The sequence below is a fragment of the Actinocorallia sp. API 0066 genome, assembly GCF_020991275.1.
Lineage (GTDB): Bacteria > Actinomycetota > Actinomycetes > Streptosporangiales > Streptosporangiaceae > Actinocorallia.
The window spans coordinates 167645-188573 of sequence record NZ_JAJLQY010000013.1 but is presented as its reverse complement, the minus strand read 5'-3'; the positions used below and the strand labels follow the sequence as shown (position 1 = coordinate 188573).

The 20929-nt window shown below is 72.0% G+C and carries 9 protein-coding genes; 2 read left to right on the top strand and 7 right to left on the bottom strand.

The features are described from left to right. The 5 genes from LO762_RS28310 to LO762_RS28290 all read right to left on the bottom strand — a co-directional run. Positions 1–3600: non-ribosomal peptide synthetase (locus LO762_RS28310; RefSeq protein ID WP_230619180.1), on the bottom strand; the 3600-nt coding region annotated here is incomplete at its 3' end. A 39-nt stretch (positions 3601–3639) separates the two neighbouring features. Next, positions 3640–13944, bottom strand: coding sequence for a non-ribosomal peptide synthetase (locus LO762_RS28305; RefSeq protein WP_230619179.1), 10305 nt, complete (start codon positions 13942–13944; stop codon positions 3640–3642). Positions 13945–13961: 17 nt separating this feature from the next. Then, on the bottom strand, positions 13962–15593 hold the full coding sequence (locus LO762_RS28300) for a (2,3-dihydroxybenzoyl)adenylate synthase (protein ID WP_230619178.1): 1632 nt from the start codon (positions 15591–15593) through the stop codon (positions 13962–13964). After that, positions 15593–16006, bottom strand: coding sequence for an aspartate 1-decarboxylase (panD, locus tag LO762_RS28295; protein ID WP_230619177.1), 414 nt, complete (start codon positions 16004–16006; stop codon positions 15593–15595). Before panD ends, LO762_RS28300 begins: the two co-directional genes overlap by 1 nt. Positions 16007–16031: 25 nt before the next feature. Then, positions 16032–16292: an MbtH family protein gene (locus tag LO762_RS28290; protein WP_230619176.1), complete on the bottom strand. Its 261-nt coding sequence runs from the start codon at positions 16290–16292 to the stop codon at positions 16032–16034. A gap of 293 nt (positions 16293–16585) precedes the next feature. Here LO762_RS28290 and LO762_RS28285 point away from each other — a divergent pair, with 293 nt between their 5' ends. Both LO762_RS28285 and LO762_RS28280 read left to right on the top strand, forming a co-directional pair. Further along, complete coding sequence (locus LO762_RS28285) at positions 16586–17230, top strand: TetR/AcrR family transcriptional regulator (RefSeq protein WP_230619175.1); 645 nt, start codon at positions 16586–16588, stop codon at positions 17228–17230. 204 nt (positions 17231–17434) lie between these two features. Further along, entirely contained in the window at positions 17435–19213 is a 1779-nt protein-coding gene (locus tag LO762_RS28280) for an FAD-binding dehydrogenase (protein WP_304523711.1), read from the top strand. Between the two features lie 74 nt (positions 19214–19287). Here the strand turns inward: LO762_RS28280 and LO762_RS28275 are convergent, their stop codons facing one another. Beyond that, positions 19288–20433 (bottom strand): thiolase family protein, encoded by a 1146-nt coding sequence (locus LO762_RS28275; protein ID WP_230619174.1) that lies wholly within the window; start codon positions 20431–20433, stop codon positions 19288–19290. Beyond that, positions 20430–20840, bottom strand: coding sequence for a Zn-ribbon domain-containing OB-fold protein (locus tag LO762_RS28270; RefSeq protein ID WP_230619173.1), 411 nt, complete (start codon positions 20838–20840; stop codon positions 20430–20432). Before LO762_RS28270 ends, LO762_RS28275 begins: the two co-directional genes overlap by 4 nt. Positions 20841–20929 lie beyond the last annotated feature (89 nt).

Below are 20929 nucleotides of genomic sequence, written 5' to 3'. Positions count from 1 at the left end.
CTCCCACGCGGGCGGTGCGCCCTGGGTCCTGGCGCGGTAGGCGGTGGAAAGGTCGCCCAGCAGGAGCGGGAACGACCACTCGTCCACCGCGTGGTGGTGGATCGCCAGCACAAAGACCCACTCGGCGTCGCTGACGCGGAGCAGGGCGGCCCGGATCGGGAGGTCCGTGCCCAGATCGAACCGGCCCTGGAGGACTTCGGCGACCCGCGCGTCGGTGAAGGCGTCGACGGTCAGCGTGAGCCGGGACGTCGCGTCCGCTGCGGGAATGACGGACTGCTGTAGCCGCCCGTCCTCCTCGATGATCAGCGTCCGGAGCGCCTCGTGGCGGGCCACGACGTCCCGGAGGGCGGCGGTGAGGGCGGCTTCGTCCGGGGTGCCGGTGAGTCGGAGCACGAGTGGGACGACGTAGCGGCCGCCGGGGTCGCCGAGCTGCTCGATCAGCCACAACGACTGTTGCCCGTAGGAGGCCGGGACGACCTCGGGCCGGGTGACGCCGGTGAAGCGTGGGGCCATGGCCGACGACGCCTCGGGTAGCGCGGCGAGTCCGGCGATCGTGGGGTTGTCGAACAGGTTCCGGAGGGTGAAGGACGCGTGGAGCCGCGCGTTGGCGCGGGTGACGGCGCGGGTGGCGAGCAGCGAGTGCCCGCCGAGCCGGAAGAAGTCGTCGTCCACCGACACCGACGGCACCTGGAGGACGTCCCGGAACACGTCGGCCAGGACCCGCTCGGTCCGAGTCTGCGGCTCCCGGCCCGGCACACCGCCGAGGTCGGGGGTGGGCAGGGCGCGCCGGTCCAGCTTGCCGTTCGCCGTCACCGGCAGGGCGTCGAGCCGCGTGAAGGTGGTGGGGACCATGTACTCGGGCAGCCGCGTTTCGGCGTGGGCGCGCAGTGCCTCTACCGGCGCGGACGTGATGACGTAGGCGGCCAGGAACTTGCCGCCCGCCGGGTGGTCCAGCGCGATGACGGCTGCCGCCGAGACGTCATTGTGGGTCTCCAGGACGTTGCGGATCTCGTCGAGTTCGATGCGGAATCCACGGATCTTCACCTGGTCGTCTACGCGGCCGAGGAATTCGAGTTGTCCCCGGTTGTTCCAGGTGACGAGGTCTCCGGTGCGGTAGAGGCGTTGCCCTGAGTCGTCGGCGATGAACCGTTCGGCGGTCAGGCCGGGACGGCCCACGTAGCCGTCGGCGAGTTGAACGCCGCCCAGGTACAGTTCACCCGCCACGCCGGGCGCGGTCGGACGAAGCCAGGAATCCAGCACGACCGCCCGCACGTTCGCGACCGGGCCGCCGATGGGCACGACCGGGACGTGGGTGAGGTCCGCGTCGGTGAGGCTGATCCCGGTGGCGTCCACGGCCGCTTCGGTCGGCCCGTAGGTGTTCCACACGTTCACACCGGCAACACCCTGGAGGCGGCGGCCCAGCCCAGCGGGCAGCGCCTCGCCACCGACCGACAGATGCCGCAACGGCGACGTGACAGGGTCGAATCCGGCGTCGAGCATCGCTTGCAGCACGGTTGGGACCAGTTCGACAAACCCGATCGGTTCGTCGCGCAGGATCGCGGCGAGGTATTCGGGGTCGCGTTCCCCGGCCGGTCGGATGAGCCGGACTGCGGCTCCGACGGTGAGTGGCCAGAAGAACTCGGGAACGGCGACGTCGAATCCGACAGACGTCTTCTGCAGCACCCGTTCCGTCGCCGTGATGGGGAAGGTGTCCTGTCGCCAGGCGATCAGGTTGACGATCGCCTGATGCGGAACGGCCACACCCTTGGGCCGACCCGTCGTCCCCGACGTGAAGATCACATAGGCGACATCGCGCGGCGACAGCGGCCGCGACAAGGCCGGCGAATCGGCATCGAGCGCCGCCGTCACCGCAGGGTCGTCCAGCAGGAGCCGACCCACGGCGACGTCCGCCAGCCCGGCCGCGCCGGACGAGTCGGTCACCACAAGAACCGGGGCGGAGTCCTCCAAGATCGCCTGTATCCGACCAGCCGGATATGACGTGTCGATCGGCACGAACGCTGCGCCCGCCCGCACGATCGCGGCCAGGGTCACCACAAGATCGACCGAACGCGGCAGGATCACCGCGACCCGGTCGCCGATCCCGACGCCGCGCTCGATCAGCGCCCGCGCCGTCGTGTTGACCCGCGCGTCGAACTTCGCGTACGTCAGCTCGGTGCCGTCGTCGCCGACGACCGCGACGCCGTCCGGGCTCGCGGCCACCTGCTGGCGGATCAGCCCGTCGAGCGTCGAGTCGGGGACGTCCAGTGCCGCGCCGGTGCCGCCGCCGTCGAGCAGTGCCGCTTCGGCGGGCGTCATCGCGGCGGGCAGCGCGACGAGCGCGGTATCGCCCTCACGGTCGAGGGTCGCCGTCACAAAGCTGGCGAAGCGCGACGCGTGCCCGGCCAGCTCGGCCGCCCCGATCAGCGACTCGTGGCCCGCCAGTTCAAGCCGGGAGCCGTGTACCGGGTCGGAGTAGACGACGAGTTCGAGGCGTCCCACCGGGCCGGCGTTGACGGTCTCCTGGAGGCCGGTCACGTCGCCGAACCGGGCTGTGTAGTCGAACGCCTTGATGTTGATGACCGGGAGGCACAGGTAGTCGAACTCGCCGCCGGGCCAGGCGCGGGCCACCTGTTCCTCGGTCAGGTTCCGGTCGCGGCCCGTCGTGCGGAGCTGCCGCGCGACGTCGCGCACCGTCTCGTCCAGCGACGCCGCCCCGGACAGCCGGGCCACGACCGGCAGCGAGTTCACCAGCATGCCGGGCGTGCGGAGGGCGGCGGCGTCGTCGCGCATCATGAACGGGACGCGCACGATCAGCTCGCGGCGGTTCGCGGCGAGCGCGGTGTAGAGGCCCCACAGGCCGGTCAGGTAGGCCGCCCAGCTCACCCGTGAGCGGCGGGCGTGCTCCTGCATCCGCGCCCACGCGTCGGCGGGCAGCGGGACGGTGATCTGCTGCTGCGAGAGCGCGAACAGCTCGTCCACGCGGACGTGCGCGGCCTGGCCGAGCGGCTCGGCCTCCCCGAACAGTGTGGTCCACTCGTCGGGAAGCGGGTGGTCCGCGTCCGCTTCGGGGGCGGTGCCGACGACGTCCGGCAGGCTGCCGAACCAGCGCGGGCCGGGCTCGGCGCCGTGCAGGAGGGCGGTGTAGATCTCGGCGACGCGGCGGGTGAACAGGGACAGGCCGTACGCGTCGAGCACGAGGTGGTGGGTGGTGAACGCCCAGGCCCACGCGCCGTCGTCCCGCCGGAACAGGGCGGACTCGGAGCGGGACGGCGCGGTGACGTCGATGACCGCACGGTAGGCGGCCCGGACGCGGTGCCGGATCGTGTTGTCGTCGGAGGGCTCGTCGATGACGATCGTCGGGAGCGACGCGGTCTCGTCAACGCTCTGGTACGGCGTGCCGTCCACCTCGGTGAACGTGGCGCGCAGCGCCTCGGACTCCGCGAAGGCGCGGGTGACCGCGTCCGCGAAGATCGCGGCGTCGATCGGGCCGTCCAACCACAGGAGCTGGCCGATCCGGAACGCCGTCGCCTCGGGGACGAGACGCTGCGCCGCCCACACGCCGCGCTGGGCCCGGGTCAGTGGGACAAATCGGCCAGACATTGATGAATCCTCCAAGATCAAAGCGGTGCGGGTGGGAGATCAGATCGAGGTCACGACGGCGTCGGCGAGGGCTTCGCGCACGGCCTCGGTGACCGGGGCGGCAAGACCGAGCAGTGTGACCGTTGTGGCGTCCGGGCCGAGGCGGTAGCGGATCACCGCCCGGTAGCGCGTTTCGACGCCTTCCGGTTGGTCCGGCGCGGGCCCGTGCACCCGGGTGACGAGCAGGTGCGGCACCGGCGCGCGGCGCAGGGCGCGGCGACCGGCCTGGTTGTGGTGGCGCAACAGCGGGAACTCGACGGTCGCCGTCCGGGCCTCGCCGTCGACGGGCACGGGAGCGGTCGCCGTGAACGGGCCGGGCGGCGTCGCTCCGGCCCCGGCGGCCAACGAGACCTCTTCGTCCACAAGACCACCGGTCGTGCGCGCTCCCGCCGCCCGCAGCGCGCGCCGGATCGCGTTCCGGACGGTGCCCTCATCGGACGGCCCCGCCCAGCGACACGTTTCCGCCCGGCCCGGCGCGAAGACGTCCGGTGCGGCCTCCGCACCGTGTTTCAGCAGGTCAAGCCAGCCGTCCAGGCCGGACGTGCCGGTGGCCGCGCCCGCCTCCTCGACGGCCGCGAGGGCAGCCGTCAGCCCGATGCCCGGCCGCTCCGCCGGGGCACCGGAGCGCAGGGCCTCGGTGAGCCGGTGGACCGAGGCGCGGTCCGCCGCACCGGCGTGGACGGCGAGGGAGACGACAGTACGCGTCGGCGTCCTGACAAAGGCCAGGCCCGACGGCCTCCCGACCGTGATGTCCACCAGCTCCGTCGCCGCCGCGCGCAGGGCAGCCGGAACGTGTCCGGCTGGGCCCGGCGGCCGCTTCGCGGGCCCGGCCTCGTCGGGAGCGGCCGCCCCCGGGCTGTGTTTGATGGGCCCGGAGGCCGGCCGCTTCGCGGGCCCGACTTCGTCGGGAGCGGCCACCCCCGGGCCGGGGTTGTCGGTCGGCGCGAGTTCGGTGACGGTCGTCGCCGGGGCCGTCGGCAGGATGTGGCTGAGCCAGAGGCGGCGGCTCACGCACTGCACGGACAGGCGCAGTGCGTCGGTCGCCGCGACGAGGGAGGCGTATGCGGCGCGGATCTCCGGGTGGCCGGGGATCTCGAAGGTCTCGGTGTACACCCAGGCGTTCGGGTCGGCGCCCGACTCGCGGAGACGGTCCAGGGCGGCGGACACCGGGGTCGGGACGGGCTCCCGCTCGACCTGACCGACCTCCTGAGCGGACCGGTCGGCCGGGGGAGTGGGCAGGACTCGGGCCAGCCCGCCGACGGTCCGGTGTTCGAGGACGTCCCGGAGTGTCAGCGGCAGGTCGCGGGCGAGCGCGGCGGAGACAAGACGCGCGGCGAGGATGCTGTCTCCGCCGAGGCGGAAGAAGTCGTCGTCCACCGACAGGTCGCGGTTGAGGTGCAGGATGTCGCGGAAGATGTCGGCGATGGCTCGTTCGGTCTCGGTCTCGGGTGCCCGCCCGCCTGCGGTGACGAGTTCGGGGACGGGGAGCGCTCGGCGGTCGAGCTTGCCGTTCGGGGTGAGGGGGAAGGTGTCCAGGTTGGTGAAGGTCGCCGGGACCATGTAGTCGGGCAGGAGTCCGGCGACATGGGTGCGGAGGTCGTCGGCGCTTGGGCCTGTGTTCTCGGTGGTGGTGACGTAGGCGGCGAGGTACTTGCCTCCGGCGGGGTGGTCCAGTGCGAGGACTGCGGCGCTGGTGACGGCGGGGTGTTGTTCGAGGCTGTTGCGGATCTCTTCGAGTTCGATGCGGAAGCCTCGGATTTTGACCTGGTCGTCGGCGCGGCCGATGAAGTCGAGTGTGCCTCGCGTGTTCCAGCGGACGAGGTCGCCTGTTCGGTACAGCCTTTCGCCGTTGTTGCCGAAGGGGTCGGCGATGAACCGGTCGGCGGTGAGCGCGCCGCGTCCCGCATAGCCTTCGGCTAGCTGCACGCCACCCACATACAGTTCGCCCACGACACCCGAAGCGACCGGCCGTAGCCAGGCGTCCAGCACGCGGACGCGGACGCCGGGGACGGGGCTGCCGATGGTCGTCCCGTCGGCGTCGGTGGTTGTGGCGGTGGCGTCGCCGGTGACCTCGGTCGAGCCGTAGAAGTTCGCGACGGCGGCGCCCGGCACGGCCTGTTGGATGGCCTCGATGGTGGCCGGGGCGAGGATCTCGCCGGAACAGACCCAGTGCCGGAGCGATGTCAGGGCTTGGGCCGCGTCCGGGATCCGGGCGAGCACGTCGGCCAGGCTGGGGACGGTCAGGAGGTGCGTGACCTGGTGGCGCCGCACGAGGTCGGCGACCGCCAGGGGGTCTGCGGCGGCCTCGTCATGGGCGACGACCAAGGTGGCCCCGGCGGTGAGCGGGGTGAGCAGTTCGGTCACCGCGTCGACAAAGCCGACGCTGCTCTTGGCCAGGGCCCGGTCTCCGGCACGGAATCCGAGGAGTTCGGCACCCCATACAAGCCGGTTCACCAAGGCCCGGTGCGACAGGACGACGCCCTTGGGACGGCCGGTCGTCCCGGACGTGAAGATGACGAAGGCCGCGTCCCCTGACGGCGGTGTAGCCCGGCCGGTCGCCTGGAGTTCGTCCGGGCCGGTCACCACGACGGCCGCGCCGGAGTCCTCAAGGATCTGCCGGATCCGTTCCTGCGGGTATGCGGGATCGACCGGCACGCACACCGCACCGGCCCGGATGACCCCGAGCACCGCCACGACCCGGTCCACCGAACGGGGCAGCACCAGCGCCACCCGGGCACCGGCCTGAACGCCCGCGTCCACGAGGGCGTCGGCGAAGGCGGCGACGCGCGCGTCGAGTTCCGCGTACGACAGCGACGTCCCGTCGTCCGACAGCACCGCGACCGCGTCCGGCGTCGCCTCGATCCGCCGCCGCAGCAGCCCGTCCACCGACACGTTGATGGAGGCGGCAGGCGTCACGGTGTGTGAGGGCGCCGGGAGCAGGTCCAGTTCGGCGACGCGGGTGTGGGGGTCGGCCGCGAGAGCGTTCAGGACTTTCTGGAACACCGTGACGAACCGCTCGGCTGTGGCCGGGTCGAACAGATCGACGGCGTAGGTGAGGAAGCCGGTGACGGCCTCCGGGGTCTCGGTCAGGTACAGGTCCAGATCCGTCTTCACCGCGCCGAGGGACGCCCGCTCCATCCGGGCCCGGAGGCCGGGGAACTCCGGTTCCAGCACCGCGTGATCGGCCAGGTGCCGGTAGGTGAGCAGGACCTGGAACACCGGGTTCCGGTTGACCGCCCGTTCGCCACCGGCCGTGGCCGCGATCTGTTCGAACGGCGCCGCCTGGTGCGCGAGCCCGTCCAGCACCACACCACGGGCGCGCGTGAGGACGTCCAGTAGCCGGTCGGCGGACTCGATGCGGTGGCGGAACGGGAGTGTGTTGACGAAGTAGCCGACGAGGTCTTCGAGGCCGTCCTCGGTCCGGCCGCCGACGGGCGAGCCGACCACCACATCGTGACCGCCGCCGAGAGCCGACAGGCTCACGGCGGCGGCGGCCTGGAAAAGCATGAACAGCGTCACGCCCCGCGCGTCGGCCAGCGCCCGCAGTGCCGTCAGCGTGCCGGTTTCCACGGCGAACTCGATGTCGGCGCCGACGTATGACGGCACCGCCGGAGGCGTTCGGTCCGTGCTGATCCCGGATTCGGGCGGGGCGTCGGCCAGTGCGGTACGCCAGAAGTCGAGCAGTCGGTCGAGTTCGGCGTCGTCGAGTACGGTCCGCTGCCACAGCGCGTAGTCCGCGTACTGCACGGGCAGCGGCGCCCATTCCGGCCGGTCGCCCTCGATCCGCGCTTGGTAGGCCAGCGAAAGGTCGCCCAGCAGTGCGGGGAACGACCATTCGTCCACGGCGGAGTGATGGACGGCAAGCGCGAGCACCCGTTCCGCGTCGGTGACGCGTAGCAGTGCCGCGCGGATCGGGATCTCCGTCCCGAGCGCGAACCGGGCCTGGACGATCTCCTTGAGACGTGCCTCGGTGAAGTCCTCCACCGCCAGCGGCAGCCGTACGGCGGCCTCCGCTGCGGGGACGGCGATCTGCTGAAGGCTGCCGTCCCGCTCGACCAGCAGGGTCCGCAGTACCTCGTGGCGGGACACCACGTCCTGGAGAGCGGCCCGTAGCGCGGCCTCGTCCACGTTCCCGGACAGCCGCAGCACGACCGGGACGACGTAGCGGCCGCCCGGCCCGCCGAGCTGGTCCACCAGCCACAGCGCCTGTTGCCCGAACGAGACGGGCACGATCGCGGGCCGTGGCACGTCGCCCACCCGCACCGTCGCCGGGCCCGCCGAGGGCGCGGTGCCGACGAGCCGGGCCAGCGCCGCGACCGTCCGGGCGTCGAACAGGTCACGCAGCGACAGGCCGGAGCCGAGCCGGGCGTTCACCCGCGCGGCCACCCGCGTGGCGAGCAGCGAATCCCCGCCCAGCCGGAAGAAGTCGTCTTCGGCCGACAGGTCGCGGTCGAGGTGCAGGACGTCGCGGAAGAGGTCCGCGATCACGTGTTCGGTCTCGGTTTTGGGTGCTCGCCCACCGGCGCTGACGAGTGTCGGAACGGGTAGTGCCCTGCGGTTGAGCTTGCCGTTGGGGGTGAGGGGGAAGGCGTCCAGGGTGGTGACGGTCGCCGGGACCATGTAGTCCGGCAGCAGCCCGGCGACATGGGTGCGGAGGTCGTCGACGTCTTCGGTGGTGGTGACGTAGGCGGCGAGGTACTTGCCTCCAGCGGGGTGGTCCAGTGCGAGGACTGCGGCGCTGGTGACCGACGGATGCTGTTCGAGGCTGTTGCGGACCTCTTCGAGTTCGATGCGGAACCCTCGGATTTTGACCTGGTCGTCCGCCCGGCCGATGAAGTCCAGCGTGCCTCGCGCGTTCCAGCGGACGAGGTCGCCGGTCCGGTAGAGCCTTTCGCCGTTGTCACTGAAGGGGTCTGCGATGAATCGGTCGGCGGTGAGGGCGCCGCGTCCCGCGTAGCCTTCGGCCAACTGGACCCCGCCCACGTACAACTCGCCCACCACACCCGAGGGCACCGGCCGTAGCCAGGCGTCCAGGACACGGACGCGGACGCCGGGGACCGGGCCGCCGATGGTGGTCCCGTCGGCGGGGGTGGTGGTGGCGTCGCCGGTGACTTCGGTCGAGCCGTAGAAGTTCGCGACGGCGGCGCCCGGCACGGCCTGGCGGATCGCCTCGATGGTGGCCGACGCGAGGATCTCGCCCGAGCAGACCCAGTACCGCAGCGACGCCATGGCCTTGGCCGCGTCGGGGATCCGGGCCAGCACGTCGGCCAGGCTGGGCACGGTCAACAGGTGCGTGACCTGGTGGCGCCGCACGAGGTCGGCGACCGCGAGCGGGTCCGCTGCGGCCTTGTCGTCGGCGACGACCAGGACGGCCCCGGCGGTGAGCGGGGTGAGCAGTTCGGTCACCGCGTCGACAAAGCCGACGCTGCTCTTGGCAAGGGCCCGGTCTCCGGCGCCGAACCCGAGCAACTCGGCACCCCAGCGGAGCCGGTTCACGACAGCGCGGTGGGAGAGCACAACGCCCTTGGGACGGCCGGTCGTGCCCGAGGTGAAGATCACGAAGGCCGCGTCTCCCGACGGCGGTGTGGTCCGGCCGGTCGACTGGAGTTCGTCCGGGCCGGTCACGACGACGGCCGCGCCCGAGTCCTCAAGGATGTGCCGGATCCGCTCCTCGGGGTACGCGGGATCGACGGGCACGCACACCGCGCCCGCCCGGATGACGCCGAGGACCGCCACGACCCGGTCCACCGAGCGCGGCAGCACCAGGGCGACCCGGCCACCGGCCTGAACACCCGCGTCCGCGAGGGCACCGGCGAAGGCGTCGACCCGTGCGTCGAGCTCCGCGTACGACAGCGCGAACTCGTCCGAGATCACCGCCGTCGCGTCGGGAGTCGCCGCGAACCGCTGCCGCAGCAGCCCGTCCACCGACGCCGCCGGGGCGGCCGGAGTCTCGGCGGGCGAGGGCGCGGCTGGCAGGTCCAGTTCGGCGACGCGGGTGTGGGGGTCGGCCGCGAGGGCGTTCAGGACTTTCTGGAACACCGTGATGAACCGTTCGGCCGTGGCCGGGTCGAACAGATCGACGGCGTAGGTGAGGAAGCCGGTGACGGCCTCCGGGGTCTCGGTCAGGTAGACGTCCAGATCCGTCTTCACCGCGCCCAGCGACGCCCGCTCCAGGCGCGCCGCCGCGCCCGGGAACTCCGGTTCCAGCGCGGCCGGGTCGGCCAGGTGCCGGTAGGTCAGCAGCAACGGGAACACGGGGTTGCGGCCCGCCGCGCGTGCGCCGCCGACGGCCGCCGCGATCTGCTCGAACGGCGCCGCCTGGTGTGCCAGCCCGTCCAGCACCACACCACGGGCACGCGTGAGGACGTCGACCAGCCGGTCGCCTGACTCGATGCGGTGACGGAACGGGAGTGTGTTGACGAAGTAGCCGACGAGGTCTTCAAGGCCGTCCTCGGTCCGGCCGCCGACGGGCGAGCCGACCACGACGTCGTCCCCGCCGCCCAGCGCGGACACCGCCAACGCCACAGCGGCCTGGACGACCATGAACATCGTCACGCCCCGCGCGTCGGCCAAGGCGCGCAACGCGGTGACCGTCGCCGGGTCCACGGCGAACTCGATGTCGGCGCCGACGTATGACGGCACCGCCGGGGGCGTCCGGTCCGCGCTGATCCCGGATTCGGGCGGGGCGTCGGCCAGTGCGCCGCGCCAGAAGTCGAGCAGTCGGTCGAGTTCGGCGTCGTCGAGTACGGTCCGCTGCCACAGCGCGTAGTCCGCGTACTGCACGGGCAGTGGCGCCCACCCCGGCCGGTCGCCCTCGATCCGCGCTTGGTAGGCCAGCGAAAGGTCGCCCAGCAGCGCGGGGAACGACCATTCGTCCACGGCGGAGTGGTGGACGGCCAGTGCCAGCACCCGTTCCGCTTCGGTGACGCGTAGCAGTGCCGCTCGGATCGGGATCTCCGATCCGAGCGCGAACCGGGCCTGGACGATCTCCGTGAGACGTGCCTCGGTGAAGTCCTCCACCGCCAGCGGCAGCCGCGCGGCCGCGTCTTCGGGGGAGACGACGACCTGGGACAGCCGCCCGTCCCGCTCGACCAGCAGGGTCCGTAGCGACTCGTGGCGGGACACGACATCCCGCACGGCCGCGCCCAGCGCGGCTTCGTCCAGGCTGCCCGAGACGCGCAGCACCAGCGGAACCACGTAACGCGAACCGGGCCCGCCGAGCTGGTCGATCACCCAGAGCGACTGCTGGCCGTACGAGAGAGGCGGCGCTGACGGCCGTGGAACCGCACCGACCCGTACCGTTCCCGGCCGGGCGGCCCGGTGGGCGTCGACGATCGGGGCCAGCGCCGCGATCGTCCGGGCGTCGAACACGTCACGCAGCGACAGGCCGGAGCCGATCCGCGCGGCCATCCGCGTCGCGAGCAGCGAGTGCCCGCCCAGGCGGAAGAAGTCGTCGTCCACGGACAGGTCGCGGTCCAGGTGCAGGACGTCGCGGAAGAGATCGGCCAGCTCCCGTTCGGTCTCGCTCTCGGGCGCCCGCCCACCCTCGCTGACGAGCGTCGGAACGGGGAGCGCCCGGCGGTCGAGCTTGCCGTTCGGGGTGAGGGGGAAGGCGTCGAGCGTGGTGAAGGTCGTCGGGACCATGTAGTCGGGCAGGAGCCCGGCGACGTGCGCGCGGAGGTCGTCGGTGTCGCCGGTCGCCGTCACGTAGGCGGCGAGGTACTTGCCTCCAGCGGGGTGATCGAGTGCGAGGACTGCGGCGCTGGTGACCGACGGATGCTGTTCGAGGCTGTTGCGGACTTCTTCGAGTTCGATCCGGAACCCGCGGATTTTGACCTGGTCGTCGGCGCGGCCGATGAAGTCGAGTGTGCCGTGGGTGTTCCAGCGGACGAGGTCGCCGGTCCGGTACAGCCTTTCGCCGTTGTCGCCGAAGGGGTCGGCGACGAACCGGTCGGCGGTGAGGGCGCCGCGTCCCGCGTAGCCGTCGGCCAGTTGCACCCCGCCCACGTACAGTTCGCCCACGACGCCCGCCGGTACCGGGCGGAGCCAGGTGTCCAGCACCCGGACCTGGACGCCGGGGACGGGGCCGCCGATGGTCGTCCCGTCGGCGTCGGCGGTGGTGGCGTCGCCGGTGACCTCGGTCGAGCCGTAGAAGTTCCGCAGTACCGCGCCCGGCGCGGCCCGCCGCATCGCCTCGACGGTGGCCGGTGCGAGGATCTCGCCGGAACAGACCCAGTGCCGGAGCGACGTCAGCGTCTTGGCCGCCTCCGGGATTCGGGCGAGCACGTCGGCCAGGCTGGGGACGGTCAGCAGGTGGGTGACCTGGTGGCGCCGCACGAGGTCGGCGACCGCCAGCGGATCTGCGGCGGCCTCGTCGTCGGCGACGACGACCGTGGCACCGGCGGTCAGCGGCGCGAGGAGCTCCGTCACCGCGTCCACAAATCCGACGCTGCTCTTGGCCAGGGCCCGATCCCCGGCACCAAAACCGAGGAGTTCGGCACCCCATACAAGCCGGTTCACCAACGCCCGGTGCGACAGGACGACGCCCTTGGGACGGCCGGTCGTCCCGGACGTGAAGATCACAAAAGCCGCGTCTCCCGACGGCGCTGTAGCCCGGCCGGTCGCCTGAAGCTCACCGGAGCCGGTCACCACAACGGCCGCGCCGGAATCCGCAAGGATCCGCTGGATCCGCTCGGCCGGATACGCCGGATCGACCGGCACACACACCGCGCCCGCCCGGAGGACCCCGAGCACCGCCACGACCCGGTCCACCGAACGCGGCAGCACCAGCGCCACCCGACCACCGGCGCCCACACCCACGTCCACGAGGGCGTTGGCGAAGGCGCTGACCCGCGCGTCCAGCTCCGCGTACGACAGTGCGGTCCCGTCGCCCGACAGCACCGCGACCGCGTCCGGCGTCGCCTCGATCCGCCGCCGCAGCAGCCCGTCCACCGAGACGTCGGCGACGGCCTCCGGCACCAGCCCCGCCCCGGCCGGAGCGTGAGGTACGGGGAAGGCGGCTTCGGCGAGTTCGTGCAGGGTCGTGTCCGGCCCCGCCCCGAGCGCCCGCTCAAGGAACCGCGCGAAGGCGGCCGCGTGCCGTTCCACCTCCGCCACCGGGATGACCGACTCGTGCCCGGCCAGTTCCAGGCGCAGCCCGGACACCGCATCACGGTAGACCGACAGGTCGAGTTTCCCGATCTGCCCCGGGTTGACCGTCTCGACCGTGCCGGTGACCTGGTCGAACAGCGCGACGTACTCGAAGATCTTGATGTTGATGGACGGCAGCGTGAAGTAGGACCGCTCGCTCCCCGGCCAGCTCCGCGCGATGTGGTGGTCCTCCACCGCCGCGTGCGCCTTCGCCTGCCGCAGCTGCCCGTTGACCGCCTTCACCAGCTCCGCGAGCGTGGCGTGCGGACCGGCGGGGGCCACGATCGGCAGCACCCGCGACATCGCGTTGGGCGTCCGCAGCAGGCCGGGCGTGTCCCGCATCATGAAGGGTACCCGCACCGCGATGCCGTCCCGCCGCTCGGCGAGCGACGTGTACAGCCCCCACAGGGCGGTCAGCGCGTCCGTCCAGTTGGCGCGGACGCCGCGCGAGAACGCCCGCAGCCGGTCGAACGCGCCGTCCGGCGTCGGCAGCCGGACCGGCCGGTAGGAGAACGAGAAGAGGTCGCCCGGGACGGCCGAGGGCCGCTCCCGCGCGACGTCCACGTCCAGCAGCCGCCGCCAGTACTCCAGCGCGGCGGGCTCCGGGCCCGCCTGGTCGGGCGGTGACGGCAGGACGTCCGCCAGCCGCCCGAACCACGCCTCGGGGACGGGTTCGCCCCGGTTCGTCGCCGAGTAGATCTCCGCGACGCGGCGGATGAACAGTGTGACGCTGTACCCGTCGAGCAGGATGTTGTCCGCCGCGAAGAACCACGCCCAGGTCCCGTCCGCGCGCCGCAGCAGCGACGAGGCCGTGGCCAGCTCCACCGAGGTCGCGGCGGGGTCGTCGAACGAGGCACGGACCAGGGCGCGGATCTCCGCGTCGCCGCGCGGCTCGTCCACCACCGTTGTGGTGAGGCGCCGCGCCGGGTCGACGCGCTGGAACGGGGTGCCCTCCTCCTCGTGGAACCGGACGCGCAGGGCGTCGGTCTCCGCGAAGGCGCGGCTGACCGCTGCCGTGAAGGCCGCCGGGTCCACCGGGCCGGACAGCCAGGTGATCTCAGCGGCGCGGAACGCCGCCGAAGCGGCGAACAACCTGTGCGCCGCCCAGATGCCGCGTTGGCTTGCGGACAGGGCAACCCGCTCGTCAGCGTCCACCGGAAACGTTGGTCCTCTCAGTTCTGGGTGGCCCGTTGGAGCCGCTTGCTGACCTTGCCGACGGCCGTCTGCGGGAACTCGGCGACGACCTCCAGCGCGTCCGGCAGCTTGTACGAGGCGAGGCCGCGTTCGCGGAGGAACTTCCTAATGACGGCGAGCCTCAGCGTGGCCGGGTCGGTTCCCGCGCGCGGGATCACGAACGCCTTGACGCGCTCGCCCAGGATCGCGTCGGGGATCCCGACGACGGACGCGTCGTGCACCCCCTCGTGCCCGAGGATGAGGTTCTCTACCTCTTCGGGCGCGACCTTCTCCCCGCCACGGTTGATCTGGTCCTTCGACCGCCCGACCACGGACAGGTAGCCGTTCTCGTCGCGCTCGACGATGTCGCCGGTGCGGTAGAAGCCGTCGGGGGTGAAGCTGCGGGCGTTCTCCTCCGGGTTGCGGAAGTAGCCGCGGATGGTGGACGGGCCACGGGTCAGCAGGTGTCCGGGCACGCCGGGCGGCACCGGCTTGCCTTCGTCGTCCAGGATGAGCAGTTCGTCGCCGGGCGAGATGGGGCGGCCCTGGCACCGGACGCTCGTCTCCTCGTCGACGTCGAACCGGTTGTAGTTGACCAGCCCCTCGGCCATGCCGAAGCCCTGCTGCAGGATGACGTCGAGTTCGGGCCGCACCCGCCGGGCCGCCTCGACGCTGAGCCGCGCCCCGCCGACGTGCAGGCTCTCCAGGCTCGACAGGTCGTAGCGGTCCTTGAGCGAGGAGTTCAGCCAGGCGAGCAGGAGCGGCGGCACGATCGACGACTGGGTGATCCGGTGCCGCTCGATGAGCGGGAACACGGTGTCCGGGCTGCCGTCCTGGGCCAGCACCACGGTTCCGCCGACGCTGAGCAGGCTCAGGAACCCGGGGGACCGCACCGACATGCTGTGGCAGAGCGGCACCGCGATCAACTGCACCGAGGCTTCGGTGATGCCGCACAGCGGGATGCTCGCCCTGACCGAATGGAGGTAGGTCTCGCTGGTGTGCGGGATCAGCTTGGGCTGGCCGGTCGTGCCGCCGGACAGTTGCAGCAGGGCGACGTCACCGGGCAGGGACCGCCGCTCGTGCGGCTGCGGATCGTGCGCGAGCAGCCTTTCGAGAGCGGGGCCGCCGCCTTCGGCGTCGAGCACGACGGTGTGCTCCAGGTTGGGCCACGCCGCCTTCAGCTCGGCCGCCAGCGCGGCGAGGTCGGCGCCGTCGTGCTTGGCGACGGTGACGTAGACGCGGGCCTCGGCCACCCGGACGAAGTGCTCGATCTCCGTCCGCCGGTGTGCCGCCGGGGCGAAGACGGGGATCGCGCCGATCTCCCAGAACGCGTAGACGAACGCGATGAACTCGGGGATGTTCGGCAGGTGTACGACGGCCCGGTCGCCACGGCCGACACCGAGGTGGCGCAGGCCCGCGGCGATCCGGAGCACCCGGTCGCCCAGTTCGGCGTAAGTAAGGCTGACCTCACCCGTGACGATCGCCGTCTTCTCCGGGACGCGCGCGACGGTGGCGAACAGCGGCTCCGCCAGCGTCTCGTCGGTCCAGAACCCCGCGTCGCGGTAGCGTGCGGCGGTCTCGGCGGGGTACGGCACAAAGCCGTCAAGGTGGAGCGGTTCGAGGACGGTCATCAAAGCTGCCTGGACGAGACCTGGTCGACCGCGCCGGGCACCGGCTCGGCGGGGTCGTGGCCGAGCCCGACGATCCGGTTGTCGGCGTCGACGTGCACGACGCGCGGCTCGTGCGTGAGCAGCTCGGTCTCCTCGGCGAGGAGGTAGGACATGATGATCACCAGGTCGCCGGGCTGCACCAGGTGCGCTGCGGCGCCGTTGATGCAGATCTGTCCGCCGCCGGGCGTCCCGGTGATGACGTAGGTCTCGATGCGGGCGCCGTTCGTGATGTCGACGACCTGGACCTTCTCGCCTTCGACGAGCCCCGCGGCCTTGACCAGATCTGCGTCGATCGTGATCGAGCCCACGTAGTGCAGGTCGGCCTGGGTGACGGTGGCGCGGTGGATCTTTCCGCCGAGGACGGTGCGGAGCATGGTGTGTTTCTCCTGAGTCGAGAGGTCAGTTGCCGGTGGGGGCCGCGTCCTGCGGCACGCCGTCCTGCTCGGCGATGAAGTCGCGGAGGGACTTGGGGCGGAGGTCGGTCCAGGTCCTGTCGATCCAGGCGAGGACCTCCTGGCGGGGCGCCCCGTCGGCGCCGCCGAAGACGACGGTCCAGCCGCCGGGCACCGGCTTGAAGGTCGGCCAGAGGGAGTACTGCTCCTCCTGGTTGACGAGCGCGTAGAAGCTGCCGCTGTCATCGTCAAAGGGGTTCTGAGGCATGGTTCCTCCCCATGTACGTGCGGGTTTGTGACAGCGCGGAAGGCACCCACAGGACCGAGACTTCGTCGGCCACTTAGTTAGGTAAGCCTTGCCTATATTCGGCCGCACCTGTCTGATCGTCAAGACCTGACGTCCGCTGTGTCCGCCCGGTTACGTATCCGTAAAATCAGGCCAGAGCTGGACCTGCGTCACCCCCGGCATCCACCCCAGGTCACGGGTGAGACGAAGCTCACCGCCCAGGGGCCGAGGGCCGGTGCGGGACAATGGGCCGGGACGGCATCGGAGGGGATGGGTTGGCGGGGAGATTCACTCCGGCGGAAGGCCGGTACGGGGGGAAGGACGCGGCGCAGCGGCGGGTGGAGCGGCGGGCGCGGTTCCTGGAGGCGGGGCTTGACCTGTTCGGGGCGGGGCCCGGGTACCGGGGGACGCGGCTGGCGGACCTGTGCAAGGAGGCGGGTCTGTCCAGTCGGCAGTTCTATGAGGAGTTCGAGACGCTTGAGGATCTCCTCGCGACGTTGCACCTCGCCGTCAACGACGCCGCGTCGCGGGCGGTCTTCGAGGTGCTGCCCCAGGTGCGGGATCTGCCGCTGCCGGAGCGGACGACACGGTTGCTGCACGCCTACGTCAAGGGTGCGACGACCGACCGGCGGTACGCCCGTATCGCCTATGTAGAGGTGATCGGTGTCAGCCCTCGGATGGACCTCCAGCGGTTGGAGCGGCGCTCGGCCTGGATCGACTTCCTCACCGCGGCCACCGACGACGCCGTCGCCCGGGGCGAGATCCAGCCGGGGAACTACCGCGTCGCGGCCGCCGCGTTCGTCGGCGCGATCAACGGGCTGATGCACGACTGGGTCGTCGGCTGGGTCGACGCGACCCTGGAGGAGATCGCCGACGAGCTGCGCCAGATGCTCCTGGGCCGTCTCAAAGTCGCCGGCTGACGGGCGAACCGGAGGGCCGCCCGCCCAAGTGCGACGCGGTGTTTCCAGATTTCGGCGCCTTGGGCCTTGCGGCGGGTGGGGTCGCTGGTTACCATCCGGTAACACAATCTGAACTTGGTCAAGTGCGAAGTTCAGATTGTGGGTCGACGTGCCGGGTCCGCGTACCGGGTCTGGCCGCCCGCTTCCACCCCCGGGAGGACACAGATGGAACAGCAGGAATCGGCAGGACTCACCAGACGCGACGCCCTGACGCTCGCGGGCGGCGCGATCGCCGCCTCGGCGCTGGTCGGATCCGGCTCGGCGGCCGCCGCGCCGGACACCTCGGCGGACGTGATCGTCATCGGCGCGGGCCTGGCGGGCCTCGTCGCCGCGTCGGAGCTCGCGGCCGCCGGACGCAGGGTGCTGCTGCTCGACCAGGAGAACGAGGCGAACCTCGGCGGCCAGGCGTTCTGGTCCTTCGGCGGCCTGTTCCTCGTCAACTCCGCCGAGCAGCGCGGCATGGGCGTCAAGGACACCAAGGAGCTGGCCTGGCAGGACTGGCTGGGCTCCGCCGGATTCGACCGCGGCGTCACCGACCCGACGGGCGAGGACTACTGGGCCTACAAGTGGGCGGAGGCTTACGTCGACTTCGCCTCGGGGGAGAAGCGGTCCTGGCTGCACGGGCTCGGGGTGCGCTGGTTCCCGTTCGTCGGCTGGGCCGAGCGCGGCGGCGGCCTGGCCGACGGGCACGGCAACTCCGTGCCGCGCTTCCACGTCACCTGGGGCACCGGACCGGCCGTGGTCGAGCCGTTCGAGAAGAAGGTGCGCGCCGCCGTCGCCAAGAAGCTGGTCACCTTCAGGTTCCGGCACCGGGTGGACGAGCTGGTCCTGACCAACGGCGTCGTCACCGGCGTGCGCGGCTCCGTCCTCGAGCCCAGCACCGCCGCGCGCGGCGTGCGCAGCTCCCGCACGGTCGTCGGCGAGTTCGAGTTCGCCGCGGCCGCCGTTGTGGTGACGTCCGGCGGCATCGGCGCGAACCACGACCTCGTCCGGCAGAACTGGCCCGCGTCGCTCGGCACGCCGCCCGCGCGGATGATCACCGGGGTGCCCGAGTACGTCGACGGGCGGATGCTCGGCATCGCTGAGGCGGCCGGCGCGCGGCTGGTCAACCGCGACCGCATGTGGCACTACACCGAGGGCGTCCAGAACCACGACCCCATCTGGAAGGACCACGGCATCCGCATCCTGCCGGGCCCGTCCTCGATCTGGCTGGACGCCGAAGGAAAGCGGTTCCCGGTGCCCGCCCTGCCCGGCTACGACACCCTGGGCACCCTGAAGCTCATCCAGGACACCGGCTACGACTACTCCTGGTTCATCTCCACCCAGAAGATCGTGGACAAGGAGTACGCGCTGTCGGGCTCCGAGCAGAACCCCGACCTCACCAACAAGGACATCCTTCTCACGCTCTCCCGTACCTGGCAGACCCCCGAGCCGGTGCGGAAGTTCCAGCAGAAGGGCGTGGACTTCGTCGTCGCGAACACCCTGGGCGAGCTCGTCGCCGGGATGAACCGGCTCACCGGCACCGACCTGATCAAGCACGACGACGTCAGGCGGCAGATCGAGGCCCGGGACCGCGAGACCGACAACGACTACTGCAAGGACCTCCAGGTGATGGGCATCAACAACGCCCTGAACTACCCGGGAGACAAGATCAGCCGGACCGCCGCGCGGCACAAGATCCTCGACGGGTCCGCCGGGCCGCTCACCGCGGTGCGCCTGAACATCGTCACCCGCAAGACGCTCGGCGGCCTGCAGACCGACCTGTCCGGCCGGGTCCTGGCGCCGTCCGGCCAGCCCGTCCCCGGCCTGTACGCCGCGGGCGAGGCGGCCGGGTTCGGCGGCGGCGGCATCCACGGCTACCGCGCCCTGGAAGGCACCTTCCTGGGGAACTGCGTCTTCTCCGGCCGCGAGACGGGCCGCGCCGTCGCGGCCGCCACCGCCTGACCCCGCCCGAAGCCCCGCGCCCGGCCTCCGGACGCGGGGTTTCCCCTTTCTGCGGGCGTTTTCCCGGGTGATGGTCAGGCCCGCTGGAGGACGTGGACGACGCAGACGGCGCCGATGCCGACCATGTGGGCGAGGCCGGTGCGGGCGCCGGGGTGCTGGCGGTCGCGGGCCTCGCCGCGCAGTTGGGTGGTGAGTTCGGCGATCTGGCCCACGCCGGTCGGGCCGACGGGGTGGCCCATCGACAGCAGGCCGCCGGACGGGCTCACCGCGACCCGGCCGCCGATGTCGAACTCGCCGGCCGCCAGGGCGGCGGCCGCCCGCCCCGGCGGGCACAGCCCCATCGCCTCGACGTACAGGAGTTCCTCGACGGTGAACGCGTCGTGGAGTTCGACCACGTCGAGGTCGGCGGCGGTCACGCGGGCCTCGGCCAGGGCCTGCCCGGTCGTCTCCCGGGTGAGCGCGGCGTCGAAGTTCTCGCCGTCGTAGACGCGCTCGGAGCGGGTGGCCGAGGCGAGCACGGTCACCGCGCGGCCGCGGTCGAGCCCGTGGCGGGCGATGGCGTCGTCGGACGCGACGATGACGGCGGCCGCGCCCTCGCCGATCGGGCAGCACTGCAGCCGGGTGAGCACCCCGCTGATCCGGGGCGGGGCCAGCACCTCGTCGAGCGTGCGTGGCCTGCGCCGCTGGGCGTTGGGGTTGAGCGCGCCGTTGCGGCTGTTCTTGACCGCGACCGCGGCGAACTGCTCGGGTGTGCCGCCGTGGTCGTGCAGGTAGCGCTCGGCGAGCAGCGCGAAGTGCGTGAACGGCGCGACGCGGCCGTCCACGAGGTCGTGCAGCCCGGCGGCCCGCTGCGGGAAGGTGAGGGAGAGCGGCTTGTCCACCCCGACGGCGATCGCGACGTCGGCGAGCCCGGACGCGACCTCGACGCACGCCTGGCGGAAGGCCGTCGAGCCGGACGCTGAGGCGTTCTCGACCTGCGCCATGCGGATCCCGGTGGCGCCCAGGTGCCGGTACATCAGGCGCGACATGCCCATGCTGGTGGTGGCCGTGCCGGTGTATGCGGACTCCACGTGGCGCCACGCCAGCCTGGCGTCGGCGAGGGCCGCCCTGACGGCGTGCGCGCCCAGCCGTGTGTAGGGCGCGTCGCTGGGCCGCTGGTAGGGGTGCAGGCCGACGCCGACCACGTGGACGGGCCTGAGGTCGGCGAGGGTGCGGCTCATGAGGCGGCTCCGTTCGGGGCGGTGGTGGTGAAGACGGGTTCGACGGTCTCGGCGCCGTCGTCGCGGGTGTCGGTGACGGCCCAGACGGCGTGCACCCGGTCGCCGATCCGGGGGCCGTCCCCGGCGAGGGTGCCCCGGATGAGGGGGCCCGCGTCGAGCCGGATCTCGGCGATGGTGAAGGGGGCGAGGGGAGCCCCGAGGTGGCGGTGGACCCGGGCGCGGGAGTGGACGGCCCCGACGGCGTCGATCGGGACGGGCGTGAGGTGCTCCTCGTCCGCGCCGCAGACCTCGCACCCGATGCCGAGGGGCGGGAAGTACACGTGACGGCATCGGGCGCACCGTGTTCCGGACAGGACGGGGGTGGGGGCGGCCGGGTCGTAGAGGCCGGGGTGGGCGGCGATCCGCACGGTGTTCCCTTCGTACTTACTTGTTAAGTGTTCAGCAAGTTAGTATGGTGCGGCCATGCCGTCCAGTGCCACCCCCTGGCCGGAAACTG

Bases quoted from the DNA above. Each gene is read 5' to 3' on its own strand.
- LO762_RS28300 (WP_230619178.1), bottom strand. From the start codon at position 15,593: ATGACCGTCCTCGAACCGCTCCACCTTGACGGCTTTGTGCCGTACCCC.
- panD (WP_230619177.1), bottom strand. From the start codon at position 16,006: ATGCTCCGCACCGTCCTCGGCGGAAAGATCCACCGCGCCACCGTCACC.
- LO762_RS28290 (WP_230619176.1), bottom strand. From the start codon at position 16,292: ATGCCTCAGAACCCCTTTGACGATGACAGCGGCAGCTTCTACGCGCTC.
- LO762_RS28280 (WP_304523711.1), top strand. From the start codon at position 17,435: ATGGAACAGCAGGAATCGGCAGGACTCACCAGACGCGACGCCCTGACG.
- LO762_RS28275 (WP_230619174.1), bottom strand. From the start codon at position 20,433: ATGAGCCGCACCCTCGCCGACCTCAGGCCCGTCCACGTGGTCGGCGTC.